This is a genomic window from Gemmatimonas sp. (genome assembly GCF_027531815.1).
GTDB lineage: Bacteria > Gemmatimonadota > Gemmatimonadetes > Gemmatimonadales > Gemmatimonadaceae > Gemmatimonas.
In genome coordinates this window covers 1-26385 of the sequence record NZ_JAPZSK010000001.1, presented here as the reverse complement: position 1 = coordinate 26385, position 26385 = coordinate 1, and the positions used below count along the sequence as shown (strand labels likewise).

Here is a 26385-nt window from a genome sequence, read left to right as displayed (position 1 = left end):
TGAGAGGAATTGCAGGTTGGCTGTCTTGCCGGTGATGGAGCCCTATTCCCGCCACGTGCTGGTATGCACTGGCGGCTACTGCACGGAGAACCGTGCGGGACGCGCCGTATACTCCCGGTTGGCGTCGCTGCTGCAGCAGCATGGCCTGCTCTTCGGCCCCCAGCGCATCAAGCGCAGCGAGGCCCCCTGTTTGGGTGTCTGCAGCGGCGGGACGATCGTGGCGGTCTACCCGGAGGGCGTCTGGTACCACGGTGTCACCCCCGAGCTCATGGAACGCATCGTCGTGGAGCACCTCAAGGGCGGGCAGGTGGTTGAGGAGCACGTGTTCCATCGCCTGGCGTCGCCGGCCGGTGCGTCCCGGGGAACAGGCAACGAAGCCGGAGCCCAGGGGACGCGCGTCCTCACGAAGCTCACCGAGGTGGAAACGCGTTGACACGGAGATCACAGAGGATGGTGAGGGCATGGAGAACTGCAAAATGAAAAAAGGGGACCGATGCCTCGCGGCGCCGGTCCCCTCTCCCATTTCAGTGGCTTTGCTGTTCTCCGTGCCCTCACGGCCCTCGGCGATCTCCGTGTGGACGCGTCTCCCTCAGCCCTGACCTCTCTCAGTGCGCCCCGGCAATCTGCTGCAGCGCCGCGATCCGTTCCTCCGTGGGCGGATGCGTGCTGAACCACTTGCTCACCCCGCGCACGCTGAACGCGGCCAGCGGGTTCACGATCGCCAGCGGCGCGGCATTCGGGCTCACCTGCATCGGGATACGACGGGCACCCATTTCCAGGCGACCCAGCGCACTCGCCAGCGCCAGCGGCCGGCCGCAGATCTCCGCGCCCACCGCGTCGGCCTTGAACTCGCGCTGTCGGCTGATGGCGAACTGGATGACCATGGCGATCATCGGACCGATGATCATGATGGCGATTGCCACGACCGGATTGGCACTCTCCTCATCGTCACGCCCGCCGCCGAAGAACATGGCGAACTGCGCGATGTTGCCGATGGCACCGGCCATGGTGGCCGCGATCGTCTGCAGCAGCATGTCGCGGTTCTTGATGTGCGCCAGCTCGTGCGCAATGACCCCCTCGAGCTCCTCGCGGTTCATCATGCGCATGAGCCCCTCGGTCACGCACACGACCGAGTTCTCCGGGTTGCGCCCGGTGGCGAAGGCGTTGGGCTGGTCGTGCGGCGCGATGGCCACGATGGGCATGGGCAGCCCCGCACGCTGACGCAGCCGGTCGACCATGGCATACAGCTCCGGCGCCTGCTGCGCGTCCACGATCTGCGCGTTGTACGAGCGCAGGACCATCTTGGACGAGCCCCAGTACATGAACAGGTTCATGCCCGCGGCCATGACCAGCCCCATGATGGCGCCGGTTCCGCCGCCCAGCATCTGGCCGATCAGCATGACAAGGCCGGTCAGGCCGGCCATGAGAACGAAAACCTTGATGTTGTTCATCGGTGTGGATGGTTGCTGCGGTGATGGAGATTCGAACACGACCAGACCGGTGCCCACGAAAAAGGCGAGCCTTCGCACGAACGACCACGGCCGCCCGTGGCGGTCATGGTGTCACGTGTGAAGGTCTCGCCTGGTACACTCGACCCGACCGGACCGTGCCGCCCGCACCCGATGGTGCCGGCGACAGTCTTGACGACCCGGCCGCACGAACGGCGTTACGGCCCGCCCGCGTGGCTACTCCCCTTCCAACTCTGAATTGTCGGTCCCGCCGTCCTGCATCTGCAGAAATTTAGCGATGGCCTCGGAGCTGCGCAGCCCCCGGACCCCCTCCACGAGCTCCGTTGAGGCCTCTCCCACGCCCCGGCGCGCAAGCTCCTCGGCCACCGCTTTCAGATGTCGTGGCCATACATACCGCGCCAGGGCGAAGAAGTTCCGGCGGGCCTCCGGCTCCTCGGCCAGGAACTGCGCCAGCGGGCGCCCCCCCTTGCGAGCGTTGCAGCCCCTGCAGGCCGTTACTAGGTTGCCCGGGGATCCATCGCCCCCCCGCATCCGCGGCTGGACGTGGTCCACGCTCAGGGCGTCCGGCTCGAAGACGAGGCCGCAGTACACGCAGCGGCCCCCGTCGCGGGCAAACAGTGCTGAGCGATTCATTGCCGTCCTTCCCCCGTCTCCCGTGAACCTGCCCGACCGCGGCCGGCGCCTCGTGCTCGAGCGCCTGACCAAGTTCTTCGACACGGAAGAGAGTATCGAGACGGTGGACGATCTGCCGCCCCGCCTGACCTTCACAGCCCTCGAGGCCTTTCGTATGTCGCGTTCCCGTGAACGAATCCTGACCAACTTGGAAGAGATGTACCGCGAAGCCTTCGAACGCGCCAAGGAAACGGGTGATCCGGCGCAGATGGCCGCGCTCGACTTCTCGTACCGCCGCGAGCAGCTCTACTTCGAGATCCTGCTCGACGTCCGCGACGCGATGGAGAAGCGGTAAATGTCGGGGGGCCCCGGGGGGGGCGGCGACGGCGAGTCATTCGCCCACTGGACGCCCCGCCCGCACCCCGCGCGCGTGGTGCTTGCGGGACGCTACACCACGCTCGAGCCACTCGACCCGGTGCGGCATGGCGATGCGCTCTTCGCCGCGGCCATCGCGCCTGGCGCCGACGACCGTTTCCGCTACCTCTGGGATACGCCGCCGACGGATCGGGCCACCTTCGATGCCTGGACCCAGCGCGCGGGGCAGACTGATGACCCGCTCTTCTTCGCGGTCATCGACCATCGCACGGGTCGAGCCGAAGGGCGGCAGTCGCTCATGCGCATCGACGCGGCCAATGGCGTGGCCGAGATCGGCCATATTCTCTGGGGGCCGGCCATTTCGCGCACACGCGTCACCACGGAAGCCTTCGCCCTCATGGCCGCCTACGTCTTCGAGACGCTGGGATACCGCCGTTTCGAGTGGAAGTGCGACAACCGCAACGCCCCGTCCAAGCGGGCGGCATTGCGCTTCGGCTTCGCCGCCGAAGGGCTCTTCCGCAAGCACATGATCATCAAGGGGTACAGCCGCGACACGGCATGGTTCGCCATGACCGACGACGACTGGTCCGTACGTCGCGCGGCCTTTGCCGAGTGGTTGGCGCCGGAGAACTTCGACGAAACGGGCGCGCAGCGCCGAGGGCTCGCGGCTATGCGCGCCGCGGCGCCGTAGACCGCGTCGTCGAGCGTCTCACGGAAACCCCGCTGGGGTCTGCCGCTTCTTCGTGGCCTGCTCGAAGGCGTAGGCCAGCGCCACAAGCCGCGGTTCGGCACACGCCCCCGCCGTGAAGGTCACCCCGAACGGCGCGGGCTTGGGGTCGAACCCGGCAGGGTAGGGGGCCGATGTTGGCGCCGTTACCGGCAGCAGCGCATACGGCACCGTGATGCTGGGATAGCCGGGACGCGCCGCGATGTTGGCGCTGCTGGCGCCGGGGAAGAGCAGCGCATCGAGCTTTTCGCCCTGCAACACTACATCCAGCCCCTGCGTGGCGGTGAGCCGCAGATCCTTGCGACGATCGGCCTCGTACTTCTCGCGGTCGAGGCGCACATCGAGCTCATCCGACACGTCGAGATTGGCCTGCCCGTACTTGATGGCGCCGGCGCGCTGATGCGCGATGTTCCACTGCCGCAGCGCCGTGAGCGACGCCACCGGGGCCTTGTCGCCGAGCGTGGCGAGGAAGGCATTGAAGTCGCGCTTCATGCCGTACTTGAGCACACTCGAGCAGTTCGCATCCTGCCCGCGCGCGTTGTCGAGACCACTGCACGGATTCCAGTCGAGCAGGTTGTCGTCGGCCTTGGGGGCCACGATGCTGGGAATGGTGACCGGATCGACAATGACGGCGCCCTGCGCACGCAGCACCGCGATGACCTCGGTCATCACCACCCGCTGCGCCGGCGTGAGGCCGCCGCGCGGACGGGTGCTGCCTCCCGACACCACGCTGTCGTAAAAGAAGGCGCGTGGAATACCGATGCGCGCGCCCTTGAGCGCGGCGGCGTCCAGGAACTTCGTGTAGTCGCGGTTTGCGGGCGGCGTGCACGTCTTCGTGGCGGCGTCGTTGGGATCGGGCGACGCGCCCTCCATGGCGCCCAGCATGATGGCGGCATCGGCCACCGTACGCGTCATGGGGCCGGGGGTGTCCTGATCGGCGGTGATGGGAATGACGCCGTGCCGGCTGATGCGCCCCACGGTGGGCTTGATCCCCACGAGCATGTTGGCGTGCGCGGGAGAGAGGATGGAGCCCGAGGTTTCCGTGCCCACGTTGCCTGCCCAGAAGCTCACGTTGGTGCCGATGCCGCTCGAGGAGCCGCCGGTGCCCATCACGGCACGGCCGTCGTCGAACCCCGGGCGCGGATCGGGGCGCGGATCCCACGGGTTGAGCCCCTGACCGTTCACCGCGTTGTAGTTGCCTGGCATGCCGCTGGCCACCCAGTTGGCCAGTTCGGTGAGTTGCGCCTTGGCGATGATGATGGCCCCGGCGTCACGCAGATTCTGCGTGAGGGTCGCGTCGTAGGGCGGTACGAGGTCGGCGAAGGCGAGGGCCCCACCCGTAGTGCGCAAATCGCGGGTGAGGATGTTGTCCTTGAGTGCCACGGGGATGCCGTGCAGGGGGCCACGCACTGTGCCCTGCGCGCGTTCCCGATCGCGCGCGTCGGCGTCGGCGAGCGCGCGCGGATTCACCGTGATGGTGGCGCGCAGGCGCTGGTCGTAGGTGGCGATACGCACGAGATACTGCTCCACGAGCTGGCGCGACGTGACGCGCTTCGCGCGCAGCGCGGCCTGCAGGTCGGCAATGCTCGCTTCGACGACCGACGGCGGCGTAGCGGCTCGTGGCTGCGCGCCCAGCACGCGACCCGATATCGTGAGCGCACCCAGCAGCAGGGCCTGTCCAGCACCGGCGAAACGGATTCGATGCACGGCTACTTCCTCGGGGTTCGGGAGGGGGGGAGGGAGCCGACATACGCCGCGAGGGCGACCATGTCGTGTATCGTGAGCGAATCCACCACCGGGTACATGGATGCCGCGGTGGAATCGCGACGCGCGCGGGTGCGGAAGTTGATGAGCTGCCGCAGGATGTTGCTGGGCGCGCGCCCGGCGATTGGAGGGACGTCACCAGTACCGAGCAGCTGCGGGCCATGGCAGGCCCCGCAGCTCGTGGTGGGTCCCGCGGGTCCCTGGGTGGCCAGGCGCCGGCCGCGGGTGAGGCTCCCGGTCGGCACGTAGGTCGTGTAGCGCACCCACGGATCGCGCAAATCATGGCGCTCGATCGACTCGGGCACCTCGAGGAGTCGGCCGTCGATGGGCTCCCGGCCGGTACCATCGAGCGCATAGAGCAGTCCGGCGACGCGTGTGGTGGGCACCTGCGCCACTTCGCGAACGATGTTGCGGCGGGTAAGCTGCAGGCGCGCATAGTAGCGCGCCGCGATACGCACCTCGTCGTCGCTGAAGCCTCTGGCCACCGCGATCATGGGGTTGGGTGAGGCGGCGGGATTGGCACTTCCGCGCGTGCCCTCGCGCATGGCGCGCAGCTGGCGCACGGTGTACTCCACGGGCAGGCCGGCCAGCGTGCCGTTCTCCGGCCGTCCCTGCCCGTCGGGGAGATGGCAGAAGCCGCAGGCGCGTCCCTCCGGGCGCACGCCGTATTGCACCGGCGCCGGCATGGGGGGATGCTGCCGCGGAAACCAGTCGGGGATGTCGAAGGCGTTGCCGACCTGCTTCCTGGTGTAATGCCGTGTGGAGTTGGGGACCGTGTGGCGTGTGACGCTGTCGGGCACGACCGGCACGGTTCCCGGCCGCGGCGGCGGTGCCGTGGGGAAGGCCCACGCCGGCACGTCGAAAGGCGGTGCGCCCCCCTGTGCCCGAAGCGGCGCCGCGCCGGCGATCGACAGCAGCACGGTCGCCAGCGTGGCCAGTGGCGCGATCAGGCGAGCACTGGCATTACCACGGTCGTTCACCGGCGCGGCTCGAGCACGCGCTCGCTCAGCTGCGCGGCCATGGCGCGGGCGTCGGCGGTGCTGTCGTTGCTCAGCACCATGATCACCAGCCGCTCGGCGGGATAGCGCACCCACGCGCCACGCATGCCATCCTCGGTGCCATAGACCGCATGACGCACCCGACCGTTCACCGTGTCGATGCTGAACGGCGCGGGCGGCGTGTAGCTGTCGCGCGCCCCCGGCCGCACCGGGAAGCGTCCCAGTTCGAAGCGATAGAGATCGTCCACGTTCGCGGTCCAGTCGCCGCTCACGCTGTCGTACCGGGTACGCTGCATGCCGCCCGTGCTCAGCACGCGCCGGATCACCGCGGGGGTGATGCGGCCGGTGCTGTCGGGGGTGAGCGAGGCGCTGAGCACACCGCCCATACGCCCCAGGCGAAAGACCGGGACCGCCGTTTCGGGCGTGAAGCGCGGGGGCAGGGCAACGCCATATGCGCGGTTGAGCAGCACCTTGCCGTCGCGCGCCACCAGCACCGCCAGCCCGCCGCGAACGCCGTTGCCATAACTGCCGAAGAGTGCGTCCAGAAAGGTGCCGTCGAGTCGTGTGGCCGACGCCGCACGCGAGAGCACACGCCGCGCACCGAGGTCGAAGCGGTCGCCCGGCAGCAGAGTAAGGAACGGGCGTCCGGGATCGGTGAGCTCGCGCGCGTTGTACACGAAGCCCTTGCCGCGCCCGATGAGTTCGGCGGTATCGCCGCGCACCACCCACGCCGTGCCTTCATCTTCGGAGATGGCCAGCAAGTCACGACGACGCACAATGAGCGAATCATGCAAATCGGGGAGCCGTTCGCGCGCCACCACGTGCTGGTCGATGGCGGTGTTGCGCAGATAGCCGAAGCCCGTGAGATACTGCGGGTGATTCATGATGCGGTTGTCGTTCGACGGCGCCCCGCGCACGAGGTAGCTGGCGAGAATGCTGGCCCCTGCCGAGGAGCCGCCCACGACGCCACCGCGCGCGAGCACCGCTTCGAAGGCGCGCTGGCTCTTCGTGCCGCTGTACGAATTCACCAGGCGGTAGTGGCGCCCACCCCCAAACCACACGCCGCGCGCATTGGCGATCTTCGCCACGAAGCTGTCGGCGTCGGCCACGGTGCGGTCGGTGGTGTGGTAGGCCACTACGTTCTTCGCCCCGGCCGCGCGCAGGCCGCGCCCCACGGTGGTGATGTCGATGGAGTCGCTGCCAGCGGTGGGGACTTCCACGATGAGCGCATCGGGGCCGCCGGCGAGTTCGATGAACGTGGCGAAGATCTCGGGCCCCTGTTGTCCACCGCCAACGACGAGCACGGAACCGTTCTCCGGCCCCACGCGGGGAGCCGCCGATGGACGGGGGGACGGCGAAGGCTTCTGGCAGGCGGCGAGAGCCGCCAGGGAGACAAGGAGAGCGTTGCGCATACAAGGCCGGAAAGAGGGGATCCCGGGATTCTACGTGCCGATTTCTCCGGCCGCTGGCCACGGCGCCCAAGGAACGAGTTCCCACCCAACAGTTACCACCCATGACCCTCCACCCATGACTCCCAACCTTGAACGGGCGTGCCGGCAGTCGTACGCGCTTCTCGGCGAGCAAACGACGCACCGCCGACAATCGGCCCTGCACGACTGGCCGCAGCCCCGTTCAGGGTACAGGGTCGTGCGCTGAGGATATGGAGTTCGTGCACTCCCACCCACGACCCTCCACCCACGACCCTCCACCCACGACCCCCAACCCTGAACGGGCGTGCCGGCAGTCGTACGCGCTTCTCGGCGAGCAAACGACGCACCGCCGACAATCGGCCCTGCACGGCTGACCGCAGCCCCGTTCAGGGTAAAGGGTCGTGCGCTGAGGGTATGGAGTTCGTGCACTCCCACCCATCACCCTCCACCCACGACTCCCAACCCTGAACGGGCGTGCCGGCAGTCGTACGCGCTTCTCGGCGAGCAAACGACGCACCACCGACTATCGGCCCTGCACGACTGACCGCAGCCCCGTTCAGGGTAAAGGGTCGTGCGCTGAGGGTATGGAGTTCGTGCACTCCCACCCACGACCCTCCACCCACGCCCCCCAACCCTGAACGGGCGTGCCGGCAGTCGTACGCGCTTATCGGCGAGCAAACGACGCACCACCGACAATCGGCCCTGCACGGCTGGCCGCAGCCCCGTTCAGGGTAAAGGGTCGTGCGCTGAGGGTATGGGGTTCGTGCACTCCCACCCACGACCCTCCACCCACGACCCCCAACCCTGAACAGGCGTGCCGGCAGTCGTACGCGCTTCTCGGCGAGCAAACGACGCACCACCGACAATCGGCCCTGCACGGCTGGCCGCAGCCCCGTTCAGGGTATGGGGTCGTGCGTTCAGGGTGGTGGGTGTGTGGGGCGTCGGAAGAGCACAATGGACGCATCCGTGGTGTCACGTTGACGGCTTGCTGCTGCCATTGTGGGGAATGCAGGATTTCCGAAGGCTCCTCGTATGGCGGCAGGCGCACGATCTGGCGGTGGCCACGATCCGCATTACGGCGCGCGTTCCCAGAGGCAACGCGGAGTTGGTATCGCAAGTGCGCCGGGCTACCGCGTCGATTGGTGCGAACATCGCCGAAGGCGCGCAGCGCACGACCAGTGCGCAGTTCGCACATTTCCTCGGCATTGCCCTCGCGTCATTGGCCGAGGCCCACAATCACCTGCTGCTGCTGCGTGACGCGCAATTGATGAATTCCGCGCACGCGCAGGATCTGCTTGCGAAGATCGATCGGCTGCGCCCCATGCTGCTCAACCTTCAAGCAAGGGTCCGCGCAGCAGCCACCGTCACCGCAGCATCCCCCCGCCCCCATACACACCCATCACCCTCCACCCACGACCCCCAACCCTGAACGGGCGTGCCGGCAGTCGTACGCGCTTCTCCGCGAGCAAACGACGCACCGCCGACAATCGGCCCTGCACGACTGGCCGCAGCCCCGTTCAGGGTACAGGGTCGTGCGCTGAGGATATGGAGTTCGTGCACTCCCACCCATCACCCTCCACCCACGACCCCCAACCCTGAACGGGTCAGCCGTCAGTCGGCAACGCGCTCGTCTTGCGCCATCGCCGCCATATTCTCCCGCATCTGCGCCTCCCGCAGCGCCTTCTGCACAATGCGGGTCACCAGCACCGCTAGCACGATCGCCGCGCTCACGCCCATCCAGAGCATCCACGACGGAATCGCGCCCGCCCCCGGCGTCTGCGCGCCGGCCTGCCCCACGGCGGTATACGTGGCGATCGTGGGAATCATCCCCAGCATGGCCAGCATGAAGTGGGGCAGCGACACCGACGTAACGCCCATGGCGTAATTGGTGAGCACGAACGGCGCGATCCCTGATAGGCGCAACAGGAACATGAGCTTGAGCCCTTCCTGACCGATCACGCGATCGACGATCTGCAGCGTCTGATGCTTCGCAATCTGCGCCGACACCCAACCGCGCAGCACCGTGCGCCCCAGCGTGAAGGCAATCGCGGCGCCGATCGTGGACCCCACGAACACCAGCATCGAGCCGCGCGCCAGCCCGAAGACCGCGCCGCCGGCAATGGTGAGCAGAAACGCCGGCATCATGCACACCGTGGCCAGCACATAGCCCGCCACGAACGCCGCCGGCGCCCACGCACCCAGCGAATTCACCCACTCCGTGAACGCCGGCATGTACGGCGACGCCAGTTTGCTGGCGCCAAGGCCGAGGCCGATCGGCACCATCATGCCGGCCAGTTTCGTGGCCCGGGAGCCGACGTCGCGGAGCGTGAGTGGCATGCCGGAATATAGTGGAGCAATGAAAGAAGCCGCGGAGAACGCTGATGCAGTTCTCCGCGGCCTCCGCTCCTGCGTGCCCTCCGTGCCCTCCGCAAGAGCGGTTCAACTTCACCGCCCGCTCACACGGAGTCAGGGCTTACTGCATTGCTTTCGCTGGCCGCTTGAAGCCGCCGTCGAGGGCGTTGAGGAACAGCTTGTACGTGCCGTGCGCCTGCGAACGGAACAGGATCTCGGGGCCATACAGCCAGATCGACCCCTTGCCCATGGTGGCTTCCGCCATCGCCACGCCGTCCTTGAGCAGCTCCTGCCCCCACGCCCAGCCGGAGAGCAGCGGCGCGGTGTTGTCGAAGGTCGCGAGCACCTTCACGCCCTTGGCCGCCGCATCGGCGCCCAGCTTCATCACCGGGCTGTTGTCGAACATCACCGCCGGCCGGGGCGCCATGCCGGCGGAAATCGTGGCGCTGGTGTCGAGCTTCACCTCGAGCACCGAGCCGGGGATGTAGTACTTCTCCCCCGGATACTGACGGCCATTGGCGTCGGCGAGGTGATTCTCGATGGGGAGCCCCATCGCCTTGCCGAGGCCGATCGACGAGCCAATGGCCACGATGCGGCCGCCCGCTTCCACGAACGCCTTGAGCGCCGGCACCGACTTATCGCCGGAAATGCGCCCCAGCTCCTTGCGATACTCCGCCGGGATGAGCGTCGTGTCGGGCGAGCCCCCGAAGCCGCGGCCGGCGCCGGCTTCGCTGAACATGCCATCGGTGAACACCAGCACATCGTACTTGGCCTTGAGGTTCCCCGCGTCGACCTCCTGCGGATACACCGTGGTGTAGCCGAACTCGAACTTCTCGAGAATGAGACGCGTCCAGCCGCTGGGCATGTTGCCGCCGTAGCGATCGATGAGGCCGATGCGCAGCGGCTGCACCGCCTGCGCGCCGCTGGGCTTCGCGTTGGCCGCGGCGAAGTTCACACCGAGGTCCCTGGCCGCCTGCGCCACGACCTTGTCGGCTGCACCACCGGCGGGGATGAACCACGAGCCGGCCGGCCAGGTGGCGCTGCCGTCCTTGAACTCCGTGGGCAGCCGCTGTGCCTTGACCTTCACGCGCGCGAGGCGGTTGGCCACCGTGTTGCCATCGTTCACGCCGGCGTGAATGAAGTAGCCGGCCTTCCCCTTCGCCACCGTGCCTGCAGGCATGGCGGTGATGCCGTTCACCTTCTCGAACTGCCCCGTGAGACCACCATCGAGCACGCGCTCGAAGTCGACGCCCATCTGGAAGGCGAGTGTCCAGCCGGCGTTGTCGTACGGCGGAATCGGCGGGCCGCCCGGATAGCGGAAGTCGTTCGGATGATCCTGCGGCTCGAACATGTCGAGCACGTGCGAGCGGAACGCCTGATCGGTCTTGATGACCCAGGAGCCGGCGGGGAACGACTTGCCGTTGGCGCTGAAGGGCGCCGTAGCCTTGTGCACATCGATGCCCGAGAACTGCAGAGCGCGCACGAATTTGGTGGCGGTCGGGAAGTCCTTCTGCGCCGCGCTCAACACGTACGCGCGCGGATCACGATTCTCCGGCTTCTTGAGCTCCGCCATGTAGCGATCGTTGGCGACCGCGTTCATGACGTTCGACGCCACACCGCCGCCGCGCGGGCCGCCGGCGCGATTCTCCGCCGCCACCGTACCGCGGTCCGCCTGGATCTTGGCGGCCATGGCGGCCACGCGCTTGGGCGAGATCGTCCAGGTGTCCTTCTGCCCCGCCTTGATCTGGTCCGTGCCCATGACCCAGCGGTTGAAGAGGAACGTTTCGCGGTAGCGCGACGCCATGTCGAGGAAGGCGTAGTTGGCCGACACCGAGTAGTCGATGGACTGGCGGAACTTCCACTCCTGCGGCTCAATGGGCATGGGGAGCCCGGCCGAACGCACCTGACGCTCCGGCACCAGCGCGATGCGCATGGGGGTGGGATTACCGATGGTTTCGGTGAGGATGCCGATCTGGTTGTGGTAGTAGCCCGTGGTGCGCAGGCCGCCATTCCACCACGTGCTGTAGTTTGAGCCGGCACGGAAGGTGAGTCCCGGCTTGTGCTCGAGCACGAAACGGTGGTTGAGCGCCGCACCCACGAGATCGAGCCCGGTGATCATCGCCGGGTGGAACCAGAAGTTGGCCGGGTCCCGGTATGGCGGTGCCGCCATGACGGTGCCCGTGGGGCCCGTCTGGTGGTGGTTGTACATGATCTGCGGGTGCCACTCGATGAACAGCTGCGTGGACATATTGCGCGTTTCGGCCAGCGCATTCATGTAGGAGTCACGGTTGTTGTCGTGACCCGCGTACTTCTCGTACAGGCGCGGAATGGTGGCCGTGGTGCGCTTGAGCTTGTCGCTCTCCTTCATGTACCAGTTGGTGACGAGCTCCATGCCATCGGGATTGGCGTGCGTCATGAGGATGACCACGTCGTTCAGGATGCGCAGGGTTTCGTCGTCGGTACGGCTGGAGAGCTGCCAGAGCGTTTCCATGAGCTGCTGCGCGCCCAGCACCTCGGTGGCGTGCAGGCCACCGTCGATCCAGAAGATCACCTTGCCTTCCCTGGCCATCGCCGCGGCGGCCGCGGAGTCCACGCCGTCGGCCTTGGCGAGCTTCGTGGAGATCTCCTTGTAGCGGGCGAGCTTCCGGTGATTCTCGGGGCTCGTCACGATGGCCATGATCTGCGGACGGCCCTCTTCCGTGAGGCCGATCGTGTCGAGCGTGACGCGGTCGCTTTCCTTCGCGACGGTCATGAACCACTGGTGCAGCTTCGTGTAGTTGGGCAGCTCGTAGTCGGCACCGATGCGGTGCCCGAAGAACTGCTCCGGTGTCGTGCGCTGCTGCGCGTGGGCGGTGAGCGGCAGCACCGCGGCCATGAGCAGCGCGGCGGACCAGGGGCTCACGCGCCGGCGATGCGAACGGGGCATCAGAGACATGCGGGGGCGGGTGGAGGGAGGGGACAACGGCCCCGGCCTGAGAGGGGGCGGGACGCCGTTAAGCTACGAGTCGGGAGGGGAAGACGTTGGTCGCGGTGGCACCCATGACCCTGAACGCACGACCCTGAACCCTGAACGGCTCAGCCGTCAGTCGTCCGCCGCGGCTCCCGGCCCGCGCCGTGCCTGGGGATCCACCCCGGCCTCGACCGGGTATAGCTTTGCCAGATTCCTCACACTCAACCAGACCTCACCATGCGCCTTCGCTTCGCCCTCGCGGCCCTAGCCGCCTGCTCCATATCCGCCCCTGCCTTCGCCCAGCCCACCCAGCCGCCCGCCAAGAAGGACGACCACGCGGCGATGCACGCCGAGCACATGAAGCAGATGCAGCACGGCAAGGACGCCAAGGCCAACGCGTGGAAGGAGTTGGATGCCTATCACGGCCTCATGATGGCCACTTGGCACCCGGCCAAGGACAAGAACGACATGGCGCCCACGCGCGGCATGATCGGCAACATGGTCACGTCGGCGAAGGCCGTGGCGACGTCCAAGGCACCGACAGCGTGCCAGAAGCCGGAGCTGCAGAAGGCGCAGGCGGGGCTCGTAGGCGAGACCGAGAAGGTGGCCGCACTCGTGGCGTCGAAGGCCGACGATACGGCGCTCAAGACCGCCATGAAGGCGCTGCACGACGCCTTCGAAGTGCTCGAGGAAGGGTGCAACACCGGTATGAAGCACTGACCTGGCCCGACCCAGAACTCAGAACCCGAACCCAAGACTCGAGACTGATGCGTTTCGAGTGCTGAGTTCGGGTTTTGAGTTACTGGTCGCGCCGAGAGCGGCGCGCCGATGTTACACGATCTCGCACGCCCCACCGGCGCAGGCCACCGTGTCGGCCAGCGTGGTCATGTCGGTGCCTTCCCAGAGCGCGGTGTAGTCCACCGGGCTGTAGACGAGCGCGTTCCACTTGGCCATGTCCATGTCGGTGGTCACCTCTTCGCGCGGTGCCTGCGCGTACACCTTGTCGCCGGTTTCGCGCAGCAGCGAAATGCCGGTGAAGTAGCCGCGGTTCTCGAAGATGAACTGCTGCACCGCGTCCCACTCGTCGTCGCGCACGGTGACCGTGTTGGAGACGTTGTGGTGCAGGCCGGGGTTGTGCGACTCATGGCGACGGCCGGCCACTACCCAGTGCTGCTGCACGAGGCGCACGTACTCGAGGAACTGCACCGCGCCCACGTCCTTGCGCAGGATGGCATCGGTCGGCGCGGTCACGGGGAAGGTGATCACGTCGGTCGTGTCGGGATCCCACGCCGAGGCCTCGGTCATGTGCGGGTTGTTGAGCTTGAACCACTGATACAGCGGCTCGGTGCGCGCCGTCTGCACGCGGCGGAAGTAGTGACGCGCATGATGCGGGTGGATACCCGACCCGGCGCCCAGCACCAGGCTGGCGGTGCCCTCGGGCTTCACGCAGGTGATGCGCGCCGCGGCGGGAATGCCCAGGTGTTCGGCAATCGCCGCGTTGGTGTCGAGGCACTCCTTGGCGCCGCGCTCCAGCACGGCCGGGTTGAGCAGCAGCGACGGGCGGTCGAGGATGCCGCAGATGGACACGCCGAGCAGCGACTCCCGCTCGTTGATGTAGCGCGTGGCGGCGCCGAGGTAGCCGATGTTGGTGTAGGCGGCCTGCAGGGTGCCCAGTAGCGCCGCCGCGCGGCAGCACGCCAGGAAGCCGGCCTCGTCGTCGCAGGCGTTGGCATTGATGGTGGTGAGGTTGCACATCTGCCAGCCGCTCACCTTGCTCCCCACCGGCACATCGGGCATGCCGTATTCGGCGAGCTTCGCCTGCGCGGCGTCGTCGACGATGGCGAAGGGCGCGAGGCCGATCTCCACGCACGGGTTGGCGCCGTACTCCACGTCGTCTACGAAGTAGAAGCCCGGCTCGCCGAACTCCTTCTGCAGCTCGAAGAGGCGCTGGAACTCCTGCTCGGTGTGCTGGTGGCGCACGAGCACGGCCGAGTTGTTGGACTTGCCGCGCTGCGGGTTGGTCTCGAACCAGTTGCCGGTCTTGGCGGCCGCCATCTCATCGTCGTCGGCCGAGAAGAGGCAGATGGTGGCCGAGCGACGGATGCCGCCCGAGAGCACCGCCACGGCGACGTGCATGAGGATGTCGTACACTTCGATGGGGCGCAGCGCGCGCCCGGAGACCTGGTCGAGCATGCGCTCGACGGCCGACAGCGCCTTCTTGAGCGGGATGTGCCCGGGGGCGCGACCCCCCGAGGTCTTCAGCGGCGAGCCGCGACGACGGATGCTGGAGTAGTTGAACTCGATCTTTTTGTTGTCGAGGTAGCTGCGCATGAGCGCATCGAGCGCATCCGCCCACCCCTCGAGGGTGTCGCCCACCGTGTAGTGCACTACCTCGAGGTCGTTCTCGGCGCCGCGCACGGGGAAGTGCGGCAGCTGCGCCACGTGATGCTTCTGCACCGAGAAGCCCACGCCGGTGCCCGACATGAGGAGGAAGAACGATTCCTTGAACGCGTCGAGGCGATTCATGTGCGTGAACGCGCAGTTGAACATGCGCGCGTTGTTGGCCTCGATGGCCTGCCCGCCGAACTGCAGCGAGCGCATGGAGGGGAGGATGGCGCGCCGCTGCAGCGCCGCCTCCGTTTCGTCGATGAGCTCGCGCAGCGGACGGCCGCCGAAGCCGGCCACGGGCAGGTCGAGCTTGTCGGCGAAGTGCGCGCGGTGCATGTCCATGACGCGCGTGAACGCCTCGGCGGGCGTTTCGCGGCGGCCGAGCTCTTCCCGATAGCGCGAGTAGCGCGAGAGGAAGATGTAGTCCTGGAGTCCGTTTTCGCCGTGCGCGGCGAGGCGCACCTGCGCCCGGGCGGCGCGGTAGATGACGTAGCGCTTGGCCACGTCCCAGTGCCCGCGCGCGGCGATCATCATTTCCACGATGTCCTGTACTTCCTCGACCGTGGGGGTGCGCTCGAGGGCCTTGCGCTCGACGGTGTTGACGACGAGCTGGGTGATTTCACAGACATCGGCGAACTCGGTGAAGCCGAGGCCGAAGCGGTGCGCCGCGTCGTTGGCGTGCGGGTTGGGAGCGTCGTCGTGGCGCGAGGCCCAGAAGGCCAGGGCGATGGCGCGCGTGATGCGCTCCGGGTCCCACGGCGCCCGGCGGCCATCGCGCTTGATGACCTCCGTGATGACGCGCACCCCGGCGGCATCATAGCCCCCAAAGGTCGAACGGACTTCGGATGCGGCGCGCGGCGCGACGGACGTGCTCATTCAGTGTCTCCAGAGGGGAAGTAGCCGGACAGTTGCACACCCCCCGAGGACGCTCCCGTGGCCCGAGGTGCCCGCGACGTCGCGGGCACTTCGAGGGCTCCCGGCGATGTCTTGCAGGGCGCCCGGACGGGGCTGCGCGCACACGGCGGCAGGGAGCCCGACGGTGCGGCGCAGCAATCCCCGGCGAACCCTCCCTCGAGGGGGCGCGCGGACTCGTGGCGATGGCAGGTCTTCTGGCTTGGGATTCGTCCTCGGAAACGGCCTTCCCGCGCCGGACATGGCGCAGTGGCGGAAAGCTTCCTCGTCGTCCCTTACAGCGGCGGGGCCACCCCGGAATTGCACCGGGTTCCCTCTTAGCCACGGCTCCTGGGGAAGGAAGCCGGGGACCAGCGCCTATGTGGTACAGCTCGTGCAATAACCATGGGGCTCCCTTGCCCGGCCGCACACGTGCGGGCGAGCAAGGAACGCGCAACTTCCGGCATTTGCGGCGGGGAGTCAAGAGACAGTTTGACCGCTGGCACCTGTACGCAGCGCGGCGGAGGCGGGGGCGTCACACGTTACGGCTGAGCTCGCGGGGAACCTCCCATCGAGACCGGGAGCTTGATCTCATGCTACCAACCCGCAATCCGTCACCATGACGGCGCGACCCGGGATGGGCCCAGGTCGCGCGCCACCGACGCAGGACTCGAGAGGGATGCCCCATGCGCAGCACACACCGGAAGGATCTGGTTGGCTTCAAGGCGCTGGTGCTGATGCTGGCGCTGGTGGCACCTGTCCCCCCCGTCGAAGGGCAGGGCGCGGTGGCCACACGCCCGCCGGCGGCCACCCGGGTGGAATACGTCCTGGTGGAAGGCGCCGACTACGCCTTCCGCAACCCGCCCACGGTCGCCAACGGTGTGGTGACCTTCAATCTGGTGAACGTCGGGCAGGACCTGCACGCCATGGCGCTGCTCGAGCTGCCCAGCAACCACACCCTGCGCGAGTTCCTCGACATGTATCAGAAGAAGGGCATCATCCCCCCGTGGATGCCCACGCTGGGCCAGACCGCCACCATCGCGCCCCGGCAGGAGACGTTCCTGACGGCCCGCCTCAAGCCTGGGCGGTACATCCTGGCCTGTCTCATCCCGGGGCGCGATGGCCGCGCCCACACCGAGAAGGGGATGGTGCAGCTGATCACGGTCAAGTGACCCGCTGCACCGCCCGCCTCACATCGCGATCTTCTTCCCCTCGAGCTTCTTCTTCTGCTCCCGCAGGTGCTCCTCGGTCTTGAGGCGAGGGATGCCGTTCTTGAGCCACTCCGGCGCGGGTTGCCCCTTGAGGTAGCTGTCCCAGTACTCCATGAGCCGCTGCGAGTAGTCCTTGCGGTTCTTGAGCTGCGCCAGGCCGTGATTCTCGCCCACGTACTCGAGCAGGATCACGTCCTTGTTCATCTGCCGGAGCGTGTTGTAGTACGTGATCCCCTGGTTGAAGTCCACCGCGCCATCCTTGTCGTTGTGCAGGATGATGAGCGGCGTCTTCACCCGATCGGCGAAACGGTTGGGGGAGTTGCGCTCGTAGGCGTCACGGTGCTCGATGAAGTTGCCCTTGAAGCGCCCCTGCGAGCTCTGGAAGATCCCCTGATTGGCGCTGCCGGTGTTCCAGTACACCGAGCTGTACATGCTGATCATGTCGGTGAGCGGCGCCCCGGCCACCGCGCTCTTGAAGAGGTCGGACTGCGTGATCAGGAACGATGTCTGGTAGCCGCCCCACGAATGCCCGTGCAGCCCCACGTTCGCGCTGTCGACCACGCCCGTCCGGATGGCGGCCTTCACCGCCGGGATCACGCTCCACACGGCGCTCATCCCCGGATCGTTGAGCTTGTACACGATGTCGGGGAGGAACACCGCATAGCCGCGTGACGTGTGCGCACCAATGAGCGCGTTGGGGGAGCTGCTGAAGTTGGGCGAGGAGAAGCTGTGCAGGTTGTCCGACTGCAGCTCGTAGATGAAGGTGAGGGTGGGATACGCCTTGCCTTCCTGATAGCCGGCCGGCAGCACCAGCACGCCCTGCAGCGAGTCGCCCTTGTCGGTCACGTAGTCCACGAGCCGCGCACCGGCGCTCCAGGCCACCCCGTTCATGCGCGGGTTGGCGTCGGACAGCTGCACCGAATCGGCGATTGCGCCACCCGCGAACGACACGCGCCAGTAGTCGGGGAAGCGCGTCGCGGTCTGGATGCTGGCCACCCACACGTCGGCATTCTTGGCCTTCATGGGCGCATGGCGCGCGTCACGCCACCCGGTGAGCGCCACCGCGCCGGGCTTGGCGGCGTCGATGCGCACGATGGCTTCCTTCTTGGTGCGCGCCTGCAGCGCCGCCATGAAGATCGGCTTCGACAGGTCGATGCCACGCTCGCGCGCGTCGGTCACGATGCGCCGCGCATACCGGATGCGCTGCGCGCGCCCGTTGACCGTGAGGTTGGTGAACGCCGTCCCCGTGAGCGCCACGCGCCACACATCGTAGTTGTCCTGCAGCAGCACGAAGCGGCCGTCGCGGCTGAAGCCCAGGAACTGCGTGGGGGGACGGTCCACGTTGTGGTCGTCCTCCGTGTCCACGAAGGTGACGGGAGCATTCTTCGTGATCGTGGTGGTCGCCTTGGTGGCCACATCATACGCCTGCCAGTGGCCATCATCCCAGTACACCACGGTGCGGCCATCGGGAGACAGCTGGGCTTGGGCGCGCGCCTCCTTCTTGACCAGCGTCTTCTCGCCGGTGCGCGCGTTCACCAGCCACACGTCACGGCGCTGAATGCCGTCCACGCTGCTCTGGCGCTCGTAGGCGCTGTTGTCGCTCCCCAGCAGCCAACCGTCGCGCGCGCCCAGCGCGCCCGTGCGCACGCGCTCGTCGGTGAGCTGCACCAGCGCGTTGGTGGCCGGCGTGTAGATGCCCACGAAGGAGAAGCCCTTGTCCGCCTGCTCCTGCACCAGCTGCATGCTCTGCAGCCGCGGGTCCTTGTGGTGCCAGAGAATCACCGACGGCCGCTCGTCATCCTCGAGCTGTTCCGTCTTGGGGACCGGCGGGGTGGCCACGCGCAGCCCCACCACGAGCCCGTCACCGTTCTCGGTCCACCGTGGCGTGCGATCGGGGGAGATCTCCATGCCGGTGGCCGTGCTGCCGGTGCCGCCCCCGCCCACCGAGGCGCGTCGCAGCGCCGGCGTGCCCACGGCGGCCACGCCGAAGGCGCCCCACGTGGTGTCGGTGGCGGCGCTGTCCACCGTGCCCTTGAGATACGCCAGCGCCGGCAGCGAGTCGCTCCACGCGAGCCGGCGGAAGAGCGCCTTGCCGGCGTCGAGCGCCTGCACCACGCCGGTGCGCAGATCGCGCAACTGCACGCCATTGCCCGCCTGGTCACGCGCGTCGATCGCGTAGGCCAGCCAGCGACCACTGTCATCGAAGGCGAAGTCGGCGACGTTGCCCACGTTGTACACCATCTTGCTGGCCAGCTCGTACAGCAGGAGGTCGGTGCCTTCCACACGTCCGCCGCCGCCGCCGAAGAGGTTGCCTCCCATCCCCGGCGCGCCGGGCGCCGGGCCACCACCCGCGCCCCCGGCGCCGCCGGCCGGCGCGTCGGGGCCGTACTGATGCATGGCCATGGCCAGCGGCGCCTCACCGCCAAAGGCGAAGCGGCGCACCCGCTCGAACTCGCGCGTCTGGCCGGTGGCCAGCTCCACGAGGCGCAGCTTGCTTTGCACGGGACGGCGCTGCGAGCGCAGCCGCTTCTGTTCGGCCGCGGTGGGATAGACCAGCATGGCCGCCCACTTGCCGTCGGCGGAGAGCTGCAGCCCCGCCGAGCCGCCACCGCCGGGGCCTCCAGCCGCCGCGGGCGCTTCGCCGATGGGGAAGCGATGCACCTTCCCGCCGGCTGTGGTCTGGCGCACGACCACCTCGGCGTCGCCCTCGTTGGGGGCCACGATGTAGGCGAACCAGCCCCCGTCGTTGGACAGGGCGGCGCCGCGCAGCGACTTCCAGGCGGAAATGTCGGCGGCGGTCATGGGCCGGGGCGCCGAGGGCGCCGACTGCGCGGGCAGGGCACCGGCAGCCGCGAGGGCCGCGGTGAGCGTGAGTCCACAGGACAGCGCGCGTGGGCGCCAGGCGGACACGGGCATGAACACTCCGGGTAGGGGACGCCGGAAGATACGATGCGGAGCGCGGGTGTGTTCAGGGGTATGCGGTGCCCTACCGTGGGACGGTACGGTCGAGCTTGCGCGCGAATTCTCGACTCCTAGCTTCTCGCTCTCCCGTTCCGGTCTTCGACAATGAAGTCCCGGTCGTCACGTCATTCCGGAGTGCTCGTGCGCATCACGCATCCATCCCGCCGTCCCCTGCGTCCCTTGGCTGGCGTCACCGTGCTGGGCTGCGGGGTGCTGCTGCTCACGGCCGCCAAACCGGGGCATCCGCGCGCCACGGCCACCGGCGCCACCGCCCGTGCCGCCGGCGCCACCTTCAAGTACCGCATCACGTCCAGCAGTAGCGACAAGCGCACGCGGGAATCGCGCGCCATGTACGCCGATGTGCGCATGCAGGACGGCAACATTCGTATGGACTATCTCGAAGGGATGACGCCCATGGGCCAGAAGAACGGCTATGTCATCGTGCAGGGCGAGACGGGCAAGTTCATCGTCGTGAGCCCCAAGGACAAACAGGCCATGGTCATGACGGCCGACGGCTTCGGCAGCGGCTTCGGGGCGCTCATGAACAACCCCATGCTGAAGATGACGGTGAGCAACACGTCCTTCCGCTTCAAGGACATGGGGGCGGGCGAGCCGATGCTGGGGTACAAGACGCGCCGCGTGCGCACGTGGTACTCGAGCACGATGGAGCTCAAGGCCACCATGATGCCGGATCAGAAGATGGTGACCACCGATTCGAGCGATCAGTGGATTGCCACCGGTGTGGATCTGGGGAGCCCGAAGAACATGGAGCGGTGGGCCAGGTCGTTCGCGTCGGGGGTGAAGAGCACCAACCCGGAACTCGAGGCGGAGCTGCGCAAGTACACCAACGAATACGGCAGCACTGGGCTCGCCCTCAAGACCATCACGTGGTCCACGCAAACCGACAAGAACGGCAAGGTCATGGCCGACACCATCACCATGGAAGTGACCGAGCTCAAGACCGGCGACATCGACCCGACGGTGTTCGAGATCCCCAAGAACTATCAGGTCACGGACCTGAGCCAGATGATGGCGGGAATCAGCGCGTCCATGGACAGCGCCCGCGCGGCTTCAGGGGGCAAGGAAGAGAAGCCCAGCGGGAAGGATGCGCTCAAGAAGGGGCTGGGCGGGCTGCTGAAGAAGAAGCCGCCGGTGTGAGGCTCGACTGACCACTGAAAACTCGGACTACGAACTACAAACTCCCCGCGGTCTGCGAGGAGTTTGTAGTACCGAGTCGAAGTTGTCAGTGGTCAGTCCAACCGCAACCTCAGAACGCCACGATATCCAGATACGCCTGGCGGAACGTTTCCACCTGCGGCAGCGTGGCGTCCTCGAGGCTGGGGGCGTAGCCCACGAACACATCCTGGCTGGCCACGCGCTTCACGGGCGCGTCGAGCCACGCGAAGCATTCGTCGGCAATGGCGGCGGCGATTTCCGCCCCGTAGCCCCACGACAGCGCGTCCTCGGTGGCGACGATCACGCGGCCGGTCTTCTTCACCGACGTGAACACGGCCTCCTTGTCCCACGGCGAGAGGGTGCGCAGGTCGATGACCTCCACGCTCGGTCCGCCTTCTTCGGCGAGCTGCTTGGCGGCCACGAGCGCGCGTTGCACGGTGGCGCCGTAGGTCACCAGCGTCACGTCGGTGCCTTCACGCAGGGTGTTGGCCTTGCCGAAGGGGATCATGAAGTTGGGACCCGGATACTGCCCCTTGTTGTACGTCTGGCGGTACAGGTGCTTGTGCTCGAGGAAGATCACCGGGTCGTCGCACCGGATGGCGGTGCGCAGCAGACCGTTGGCATCGAGCGCATTGCTGGGGCACACCACGCGCAGGCCGGGGTTGGCGGTGAACAGCGACGCGCCGGTCTGCGAATGATAGATGGCGCCGCGGATGTAGCCGCCGTAGGTGGTGCGCACCACCATGGGCGCGCTGAACGCGTTGTTGGAGCGCCAGCGCATGGTGGCCACCTCGTCACGCAGCTGCATGAAGGCGGGCCAGATGTAGTCGAAGAACTGGATTTCGACCACCGGCTTGAAGCCGCGGTGCGCCAGGCCGACGGCGCGCCCCACGATGTTGGCCTCGGCGAGCGGTGAGTTGTACACGCGCGCGCTGCCGAACTTGCTCTGCAGACCGTGCGTGACCTTGAAGACGCCGCCCTTGCCCTTGACCTTGCCGAGGTACTGGTCGCGCGACACGTCGGCCACGTCTTCGCCGAAGACGAGGATGCGTTCGTCGCGGGCCATTTCGTCGCGCATGCAGGCGTTGAGCAGGTCCACCATGGTGGTGGCACCACCCTCGAACTGCGGATCGTCTTCCGTGTCGAAGCGCTCCGACGTGGGATCGACGTCGGGGGAGTACACGGCGTACGGCACCGACTCTGCCGTCGGCATGGGCTGCTCGAGGGCGTCGTCGGTGGCGGCCAGCACCTCGGCGTCCACGGTGTCGCGCAGCGCCTGCAGCTCATCGGCGGTGGCGTGCCCCTGGGCAATGAGCCACGCCGGGAAGGTGGTGAGCGGATCACGCGCGGCGTCGGCGTCGCGCTCCTCGGGGGGACGATAGAAGACCTCGTCGTCGGAGAGCGAGTGCGAATACGGCCGAATGACCTTGGCGTGCACCAGCGCGGGCCCCTGACGCTCGCGCGCATACTGCACGGCGCGCTGCATCACCTCGTACGACGCGAGCAGGTCGCAGCCGTCCACTTCCTGGATGTAGAGCCCGGGGAACGACGCGACGAGCTTGGAGATGGAGCCGCCGGCGGTGTTCACCTCGACGGGGACCGAGATGGCGTAGCCGTTGTCCTCGACGATGTAGACGATGGGCAGCTTGAGGTTGGACGCCGTGTTGAGCGACTCCCAGAACTCACCTTCGCTGGTGGTGCCGTCGCCGGTGGTGACCAGCGTGACGTCGTCACCGGGGAAGGCGGGGTCGTTCAGCTCGAGCTGGCGGGCGCGCAGCGTGGACTCGGCGCACCCTACGGCCTGCAGGAACTGGGTGCCGGTGGGCGAAGAGACCGTGGTGATGTTGAGCGCCTTGTGTCCCCAGTGGCTGGGCATCTGCCGCCCACCCGAGTTGGGGTCGATGGCGGCGCCGACGCTGCTGTACAGCATCTCCGCGGGGGTCATGCCGAGCTGCAGGCAGAGGGCGCGATCGCGGTAGTAGAGGTAGAACCAGTCGTAGCCGGGGCGCAGGACGAGGCCCGCGGCAACGCCGATGGCTTCATGGCCGGCCCCGGAGATCTGGAAGAAGATCCGGTTCTGGCGCTTGAGCTGGATTTCCTTGTCGTCGAGCTTTCGCGACGTGTACATCACGCGATATGCGTGAACGAGCTGGTCGCGGGTGAGCGCGGCAGCGGACGCGTCCGCCGAGGCGGGCGATCCAGTCGTGTCGCTGGCCTCGCCCTTTCGGGCGCGGCTCGGACGGGTCGAAGTGGCCATCGTGTAAGTCAGGAGAGAACGGGAAACCCTGCAGCCCGTGGAAAAATAGCGGGGTGCACCCGCCGGTGGGGGACCGACGGGGCGGAGAATCGCCCGTGTGACACCAGCGGACGCCGCCTGACGCCCGGGAGGGGTGAACGGTACGTCGGGTGGGACGGGATCGGAAAACGGTTTCGCTTGCCGGATATTGGTCCGGAGCACAGGTTGCGAAGGTCAGTCTGGACTCCCCCGTTGCCCCGCCATGCAAGCCCCAACCGCTCCGATGAAGCCGTCGACCGGACACTGCATTTTCTGCGATCTCATCCGTGGTGCCGCCGAGGTATCGATCTGCTACGAAGACTCCACGGCCATTGCCTTCATGGACATCCAACCGGTCAACGCCGGGCACGTGCTGGTGGTCCCACGGGAGCACTACGAAGTGCTGCAGGACATTCCGAAGGCGGTGGGGATGCACCTCTACACCGTGGCGGCGAAGCTCATTCCGGTGGTGCAGACGGCGTCGGGGGCGAGCGACATGAACATCGTGGTGAACTCCGGACAGGCGGCGGGGCAGAACGTGATGCACTACCACATTCACCTGATTCCGCGGCGTGAGGGTGACGGCTTCGATGTGCCGCTGCCCTTTCCGGGGTCGGCCATGCCCAACCGTCAGCAGCTGGACGCCATGGCCGCGCGCATCGGCAGCATGCTGCGCGATCCACTGCGCAACAGCGGCATGAAGGACTGAGCGCCGGCGCGCGTCGCGGTGTGGTCACGAAGGGGCGGGGGAGTCACTCCCTCGCCCCTTGGCTATTGACGGCAGCAGATACGTGATCGCATAATCGCGCCGTGGTCGCGAATGCAGGCAAGTGCGCCGTGTCGCGGTCATTCACGGTGGCGGTCGAGGGTCCGGCGGTTTGCGTGTCCACTTGGTGTTCCAGGAGGATGATGCGCTCCACTCGCGGTGTCTCCCATGCGCAGCGCCTGCTCGAGGCGAATGCCTTCCCGTCGTCGGCTCCGTTCGGGCGCCGGCACCTTCTCGTCCCCCGCCGCCCTGGCCAGAGGTTCACCGCCTCCGCTGGGGCGTTGTCGTGGCGGGAGGGCTGAGATGCCCAAGCGACCAGCCCTCCGACTCAGTCGCGGCGCCGCGTACGACGCTGGCCGCGGCGCCCGCCCCTCCAAGCGCGGCGCCGTGCGTACCCGTGGCAGCGTGCGCCCGACCGTCAAGACGGTCGTGCACGTCGCGCTCAAGCGGGCCCTGCGCAAAGGCGCGCTCCGTGACTGCAACCAGCGGTGCGTGTACTGCGCCACGCGGCTCGATCAGCGCACGGCGACGCTCGACCATGTGGTGCCGCTGGCGCGCGGCGGGGCGCACGACCCCGGGAACCTCGTGGTGGCGTGCGCGCCGTGCAATCGCCTCAAGAGCGACCTGCTCCCCTTCGAGTTCTTCGCCCGTCACCCGTGGGCAGGGGCCAACTTCGTGCGCTACGCCCGCAACGTGACGCGTGCGCTTAAACGCGGCGCGCGGCGCGCGGTCAGTCTGGCGTTTGCGGCGGAGATGGCGGCGTAACGGCGGGTCAACAGCGTAACGGCGTCATGGGAACGGCGTCATGGGTCATGGAAGACGGCGTGATCGCAACGGCGGAAGCGTTCCTGCGCTGTCGCGCTCCCGCGGTTATGCTCATGTGGTAATTCATGACGCGGTTCCCATGACGCGGTTTCCATGACGCCGTCTCCGTGACGCCGTCTCCGCGCGCCTTCCCCTCTCACGTACCGAGCCATGCGTTGGTCTCCTGGTGGCCGCAGTCGTAATCTCGAAGACCGTCGCGGCGGTGGCGGTGCGGGTGGCATGGGCGGCGGTGGCTTCCGCGGTGGCGGCATGAAGCTCGGTGTGGGCGGCATGCTCGTGCTCATCGTGCTGAGCTATGTGTTCAAGACCGACCTCGTCACCCCGATCACTGGCGGAATTGGGTTGGGCGCACCGGTGCCCACGGCCGAGCAGGCGCCGCTCAACGACCCGGCGGAAGAGCGCATGGTGCAGTTCGTTTCGGTGGTGCTCGATAGCGCCCAGGCCACGTGGGCCCGACAGATGTCGCGCTACCGTCCGGCGCGGCTGGTGCTCTTCCGCGATGCCACGCCCACGGCCTGCGGCACGGGGCAGTCGGCCAGCGGGCCGTTCTACTGCCCGGGTGACGAGAAGGTGTACATCGACCTGTCGTTCTTCGACCAGCTGCACCGGCAGTTCGGCGCGCCCGGCGACTTCGCGCAGGCGTACGTCGTTGCGCACGAGATCGGCCATCACGTGCAGAACGTGTTGGGGACCGAACAGCAGGTGCGGCGCCTGCAACAGGAGAATCCGCGCGCGAAGAACGCGCTGTCGGTGGCGATGGAGCTACAGGCCGACTGCTACGCCGGCGTATGGGCGCACGATGCGGCGCGGGCGCGCATGCTGGAGCCGGGTGACCTCGAGGAAGGGCTCGGTGCCGCCGCTGCCGTGGGTGACGATCGCCTGCAACAGATGGCCGGTGGCCGCGTACAACGCGAATCGTTCACGCACGGGTCGTCGGCCGATCGGCAGCAGTGGTTCCGGCGCGGTTTCGAACAGGGCGACGCGGGCGCTTGCGACACGTTTGCGGCGATGCGTTGATCCTCTCGGGCTCGGTCGTTGCTGGTCGGGGTCGTGGTCTTGGGTGTGGTCGCGGCCCTGCCACGACGGTCGGGGTACGGCCACAGCGGTCGGGGCACCGCCACCACGGTCGGGGTCTTCCTCCAGTCGGGGTTTGGGCCCGGGTCGGGGTCTTTAGGGCAGTCGGGGTCGGGGCTCCGGTCTGGCCGACGCTGCGCT

At 67.6% G+C, this 26385-nt stretch carries 20 protein-coding genes and 1 riboswitch; of the genes, 10 read left to right on the top strand and 10 right to left on the bottom strand.

Annotated features, from left to right (window positions below; all coding sequences use genetic code 11):
• Nucleotides 1-34 precede the first annotated feature (34 nt).
• Nucleotides 35-433 carry a (2Fe-2S) ferredoxin domain-containing protein gene (locus O9271_RS00095; protein WP_298264931.1) on the top strand — a complete coding sequence of 133 codons (399 nt, stop codon included), beginning with the start codon at nucleotides 35-37 and terminating at the stop codon, nucleotides 431-433.
• 172 nt (nucleotides 434-605) lie between these two features.
• Here the strand turns inward: O9271_RS00095 and O9271_RS00090 are convergent, their stop codons facing one another.
• Together O9271_RS00090 and O9271_RS18420 are read right to left on the bottom strand one after the other, a co-directional pair.
• A complete protein-coding gene (locus O9271_RS00090) occupies nucleotides 606-1451 on the bottom strand; it encodes a zinc metalloprotease HtpX (RefSeq protein WP_298264929.1) in 846 nt (281 codons plus the stop codon).
• A gap of 234 nt (nucleotides 1452-1685) precedes the next feature.
• Nucleotides 1686-2102 (bottom strand): HNH endonuclease signature motif containing protein, encoded by a 417-nt coding sequence (locus tag O9271_RS18420; protein ID WP_343213851.1) that lies wholly within the window; start codon nucleotides 2100-2102, stop codon nucleotides 1686-1688.
• Between the two features lie 22 nt (nucleotides 2103-2124).
• On the opposite strand from O9271_RS18420, the gene O9271_RS00085 reads away from it, so the two are divergent.
• Nucleotides 2125-2436, top strand: coding sequence for a hypothetical protein (locus O9271_RS00085; protein ID WP_298264927.1), 312 nt, complete (start codon nucleotides 2125-2127; stop codon nucleotides 2434-2436).
• Nucleotides 2437-3147, top strand: a complete 711-nt coding sequence (locus O9271_RS00080; protein ID WP_298264924.1) for a GNAT family protein — start codon at nucleotides 2437-2439, stop codon at nucleotides 3145-3147.
• A gap of 18 nt (nucleotides 3148-3165) precedes the next feature.
• On the opposite strand, the gene O9271_RS00075 is transcribed toward O9271_RS00080, so the two are convergent.
• From O9271_RS00075 to O9271_RS00065, 3 genes are read right to left on the bottom strand one after another with little or no spacing between them, the layout of a single operon-like run.
• The gene (locus O9271_RS00075; RefSeq protein WP_298264921.1) at nucleotides 3166-4890 is read right to left on the bottom strand and encodes an amidase family protein; all 1725 of its coding nucleotides are present in this window, start codon (nucleotides 4888-4890) and stop codon (nucleotides 3166-3168) included.
• Between the two features lie 2 nt (nucleotides 4891-4892).
• Nucleotides 4893-5927: a hypothetical protein gene (locus O9271_RS00070; RefSeq protein WP_298264919.1), complete on the bottom strand. Its 1035-nt coding sequence runs from the start codon at nucleotides 5925-5927 to the stop codon at nucleotides 4893-4895.
• Entirely contained in the window at nucleotides 5924-7249 is a 1326-nt protein-coding gene (locus O9271_RS00065) for a Type 1 glutamine amidotransferase-like domain-containing protein (RefSeq protein ID WP_298264916.1), read from the bottom strand. Before O9271_RS00065 ends, O9271_RS00070 begins: the two co-directional genes overlap by 4 nt.
• Before the next feature lie 1111 nt (nucleotides 7250-8360).
• Between O9271_RS00065 and O9271_RS00060 the strand changes: the two genes are divergently transcribed.
• On the top strand, nucleotides 8361-8804 hold the full coding sequence (locus tag O9271_RS00060; RefSeq protein WP_298264913.1) for a four helix bundle protein: 444 nt from the start codon (nucleotides 8361-8363) through the stop codon (nucleotides 8802-8804).
• A gap of 182 nt (nucleotides 8805-8986) precedes the next feature.
• Here the strand turns inward: O9271_RS00060 and O9271_RS00055 are convergent, their stop codons facing one another.
• On the bottom strand, nucleotides 8987-9712 hold the full coding sequence (locus O9271_RS00055) for a TVP38/TMEM64 family protein (RefSeq protein WP_298264911.1): 726 nt from the start codon (nucleotides 9710-9712) through the stop codon (nucleotides 8987-8989).
• Between the two features lie 136 nt (nucleotides 9713-9848).
• Nucleotides 9849-12629 carry a M14 metallopeptidase family protein gene (locus O9271_RS00050; protein WP_298264908.1) on the bottom strand — a complete coding sequence of 927 codons (2781 nt, stop codon included), beginning with the start codon at nucleotides 12627-12629 and terminating at the stop codon, nucleotides 9849-9851.
• Between the two features lie 285 nt (nucleotides 12630-12914).
• On the opposite strand from O9271_RS00050, the gene O9271_RS00045 reads away from it, so the two are divergent.
• Nucleotides 12915-13397: a hypothetical protein gene (locus O9271_RS00045; RefSeq protein ID WP_298264906.1), complete on the top strand. Its 483-nt coding sequence runs from the start codon at nucleotides 12915-12917 to the stop codon at nucleotides 13395-13397.
• A 111-nt stretch (nucleotides 13398-13508) separates the two neighbouring features.
• Here O9271_RS00045 and O9271_RS00040 read toward each other — a convergent pair whose 3' ends face one another.
• On the bottom strand, nucleotides 13509-15941 hold the full coding sequence (locus tag O9271_RS00040; RefSeq protein ID WP_298264903.1) for an ATP cone domain-containing protein: 2433 nt from the start codon (nucleotides 15939-15941) through the stop codon (nucleotides 13509-13511).
• A gap of 205 nt (nucleotides 15942-16146) precedes the next feature.
• Nucleotides 16147-16347: riboswitch (cobalamin riboswitch) on the bottom strand.
• Nucleotides 16348-16642: 295 nt separating this feature from the next.
• Between O9271_RS00040 and O9271_RS00035 the strand changes: the two genes are divergently transcribed.
• On the top strand, nucleotides 16643-17128 hold the full coding sequence (locus O9271_RS00035) for a hypothetical protein (protein WP_298264901.1): 486 nt from the start codon (nucleotides 16643-16645) through the stop codon (nucleotides 17126-17128).
• Between the two features lie 18 nt (nucleotides 17129-17146).
• Here the strand turns inward: O9271_RS00035 and O9271_RS00030 are convergent, their stop codons facing one another.
• Nucleotides 17147-20083, bottom strand: a complete 2937-nt coding sequence (locus tag O9271_RS00030; RefSeq protein ID WP_298264898.1) for a prolyl oligopeptidase family serine peptidase — start codon at nucleotides 20081-20083, stop codon at nucleotides 17147-17149.
• A gap of 186 nt (nucleotides 20084-20269) precedes the next feature.
• Here O9271_RS00030 and O9271_RS00025 point away from each other — a divergent pair, with 186 nt between their 5' ends.
• Entirely contained in the window at nucleotides 20270-21286 is a 1017-nt protein-coding gene (locus O9271_RS00025; RefSeq protein ID WP_298264896.1) for a hypothetical protein, read from the top strand.
• 109 nt (nucleotides 21287-21395) lie between these two features.
• On the opposite strand, the gene O9271_RS00020 is transcribed toward O9271_RS00025, so the two are convergent.
• Nucleotides 21396-23561, bottom strand: a complete 2166-nt coding sequence (locus O9271_RS00020; protein WP_298264894.1) for a dehydrogenase E1 component subunit alpha/beta — start codon at nucleotides 23559-23561, stop codon at nucleotides 21396-21398.
• 262 nt (nucleotides 23562-23823) lie between these two features.
• Here O9271_RS00020 and O9271_RS00015 point away from each other — a divergent pair, with 262 nt between their 5' ends.
• The 3 genes from O9271_RS00015 (at nucleotide 23824) to O9271_RS00005 (ending at nucleotide 26187) form a co-directional block, all read left to right on the top strand.
• The gene (locus tag O9271_RS00015) at nucleotides 23824-24288 is read left to right on the top strand and encodes an HIT family protein (protein WP_298264892.1); all 465 of its coding nucleotides are present in this window, start codon (nucleotides 23824-23826) and stop codon (nucleotides 24286-24288) included.
• Between the two features lie 360 nt (nucleotides 24289-24648).
• Complete coding sequence (locus tag O9271_RS00010; RefSeq protein ID WP_298264890.1) at nucleotides 24649-25110, top strand: HNH endonuclease; 462 nt, start codon at nucleotides 24649-24651, stop codon at nucleotides 25108-25110.
• Between the two features lie 210 nt (nucleotides 25111-25320).
• On the top strand, nucleotides 25321-26187 hold the full coding sequence (locus O9271_RS00005) for a neutral zinc metallopeptidase (RefSeq protein ID WP_298264888.1): 867 nt from the start codon (nucleotides 25321-25323) through the stop codon (nucleotides 26185-26187).
• Nucleotides 26188-26385: the final 198 nt, after the last annotated feature.

Coding starts and splice junctions, on each gene's coding strand:
- O9271_RS00095 (WP_298264931.1), top strand. CDS start 35: ATGGAGCCCTATTCCCGCCACGTGCTGGTATGCACTGGCGGCTACTGC.
- O9271_RS00090 (WP_298264929.1), bottom strand. CDS start 1,451: ATGAACAACATCAAGGTTTTCGTTCTCATGGCCGGCCTGACCGGCCTT.
- O9271_RS18420 (WP_343213851.1), bottom strand. CDS start 2,102: ATGAATCGCTCAGCACTGTTTGCCCGCGACGGGGGCCGCTGCGTGTAC.
- O9271_RS00080 (WP_298264924.1), top strand. CDS start 2,437: ATGTCGGGGGGCCCCGGGGGGGGCGGCGACGGCGAGTCATTCGCCCAC.
- O9271_RS00055 (WP_298264911.1), bottom strand. CDS start 9,712: ATGCCACTCACGCTCCGCGACGTCGGCTCCCGGGCCACGAAACTGGCC.
- O9271_RS00045 (WP_298264906.1), top strand. CDS start 12,915: ATGCGCCTTCGCTTCGCCCTCGCGGCCCTAGCCGCCTGCTCCATATCC.
- O9271_RS00040 (WP_298264903.1), bottom strand. CDS start 15,941: ATGAGCACGTCCGTCGCGCCGCGCGCCGCATCCGAAGTCCGTTCGACC.
- O9271_RS00035 (WP_298264901.1), top strand. CDS start 16,643: ATGCGCAGCACACACCGGAAGGATCTGGTTGGCTTCAAGGCGCTGGTG.
- O9271_RS00030 (WP_298264898.1), bottom strand. CDS start 20,083: ATGCCCGTGTCCGCCTGGCGCCCACGCGCGCTGTCCTGTGGACTCACG.
- O9271_RS00020 (WP_298264894.1), bottom strand. CDS start 23,561: ATGGCCACTTCGACCCGTCCGAGCCGCGCCCGAAAGGGCGAGGCCAGC.
- O9271_RS00015 (WP_298264892.1), top strand. CDS start 23,824: ATGAAGCCGTCGACCGGACACTGCATTTTCTGCGATCTCATCCGTGGT.
- O9271_RS00010 (WP_298264890.1), top strand. CDS start 24,649: ATGCCCAAGCGACCAGCCCTCCGACTCAGTCGCGGCGCCGCGTACGAC.
- O9271_RS00005 (WP_298264888.1), top strand. CDS start 25,321: ATGCGTTGGTCTCCTGGTGGCCGCAGTCGTAATCTCGAAGACCGTCGC.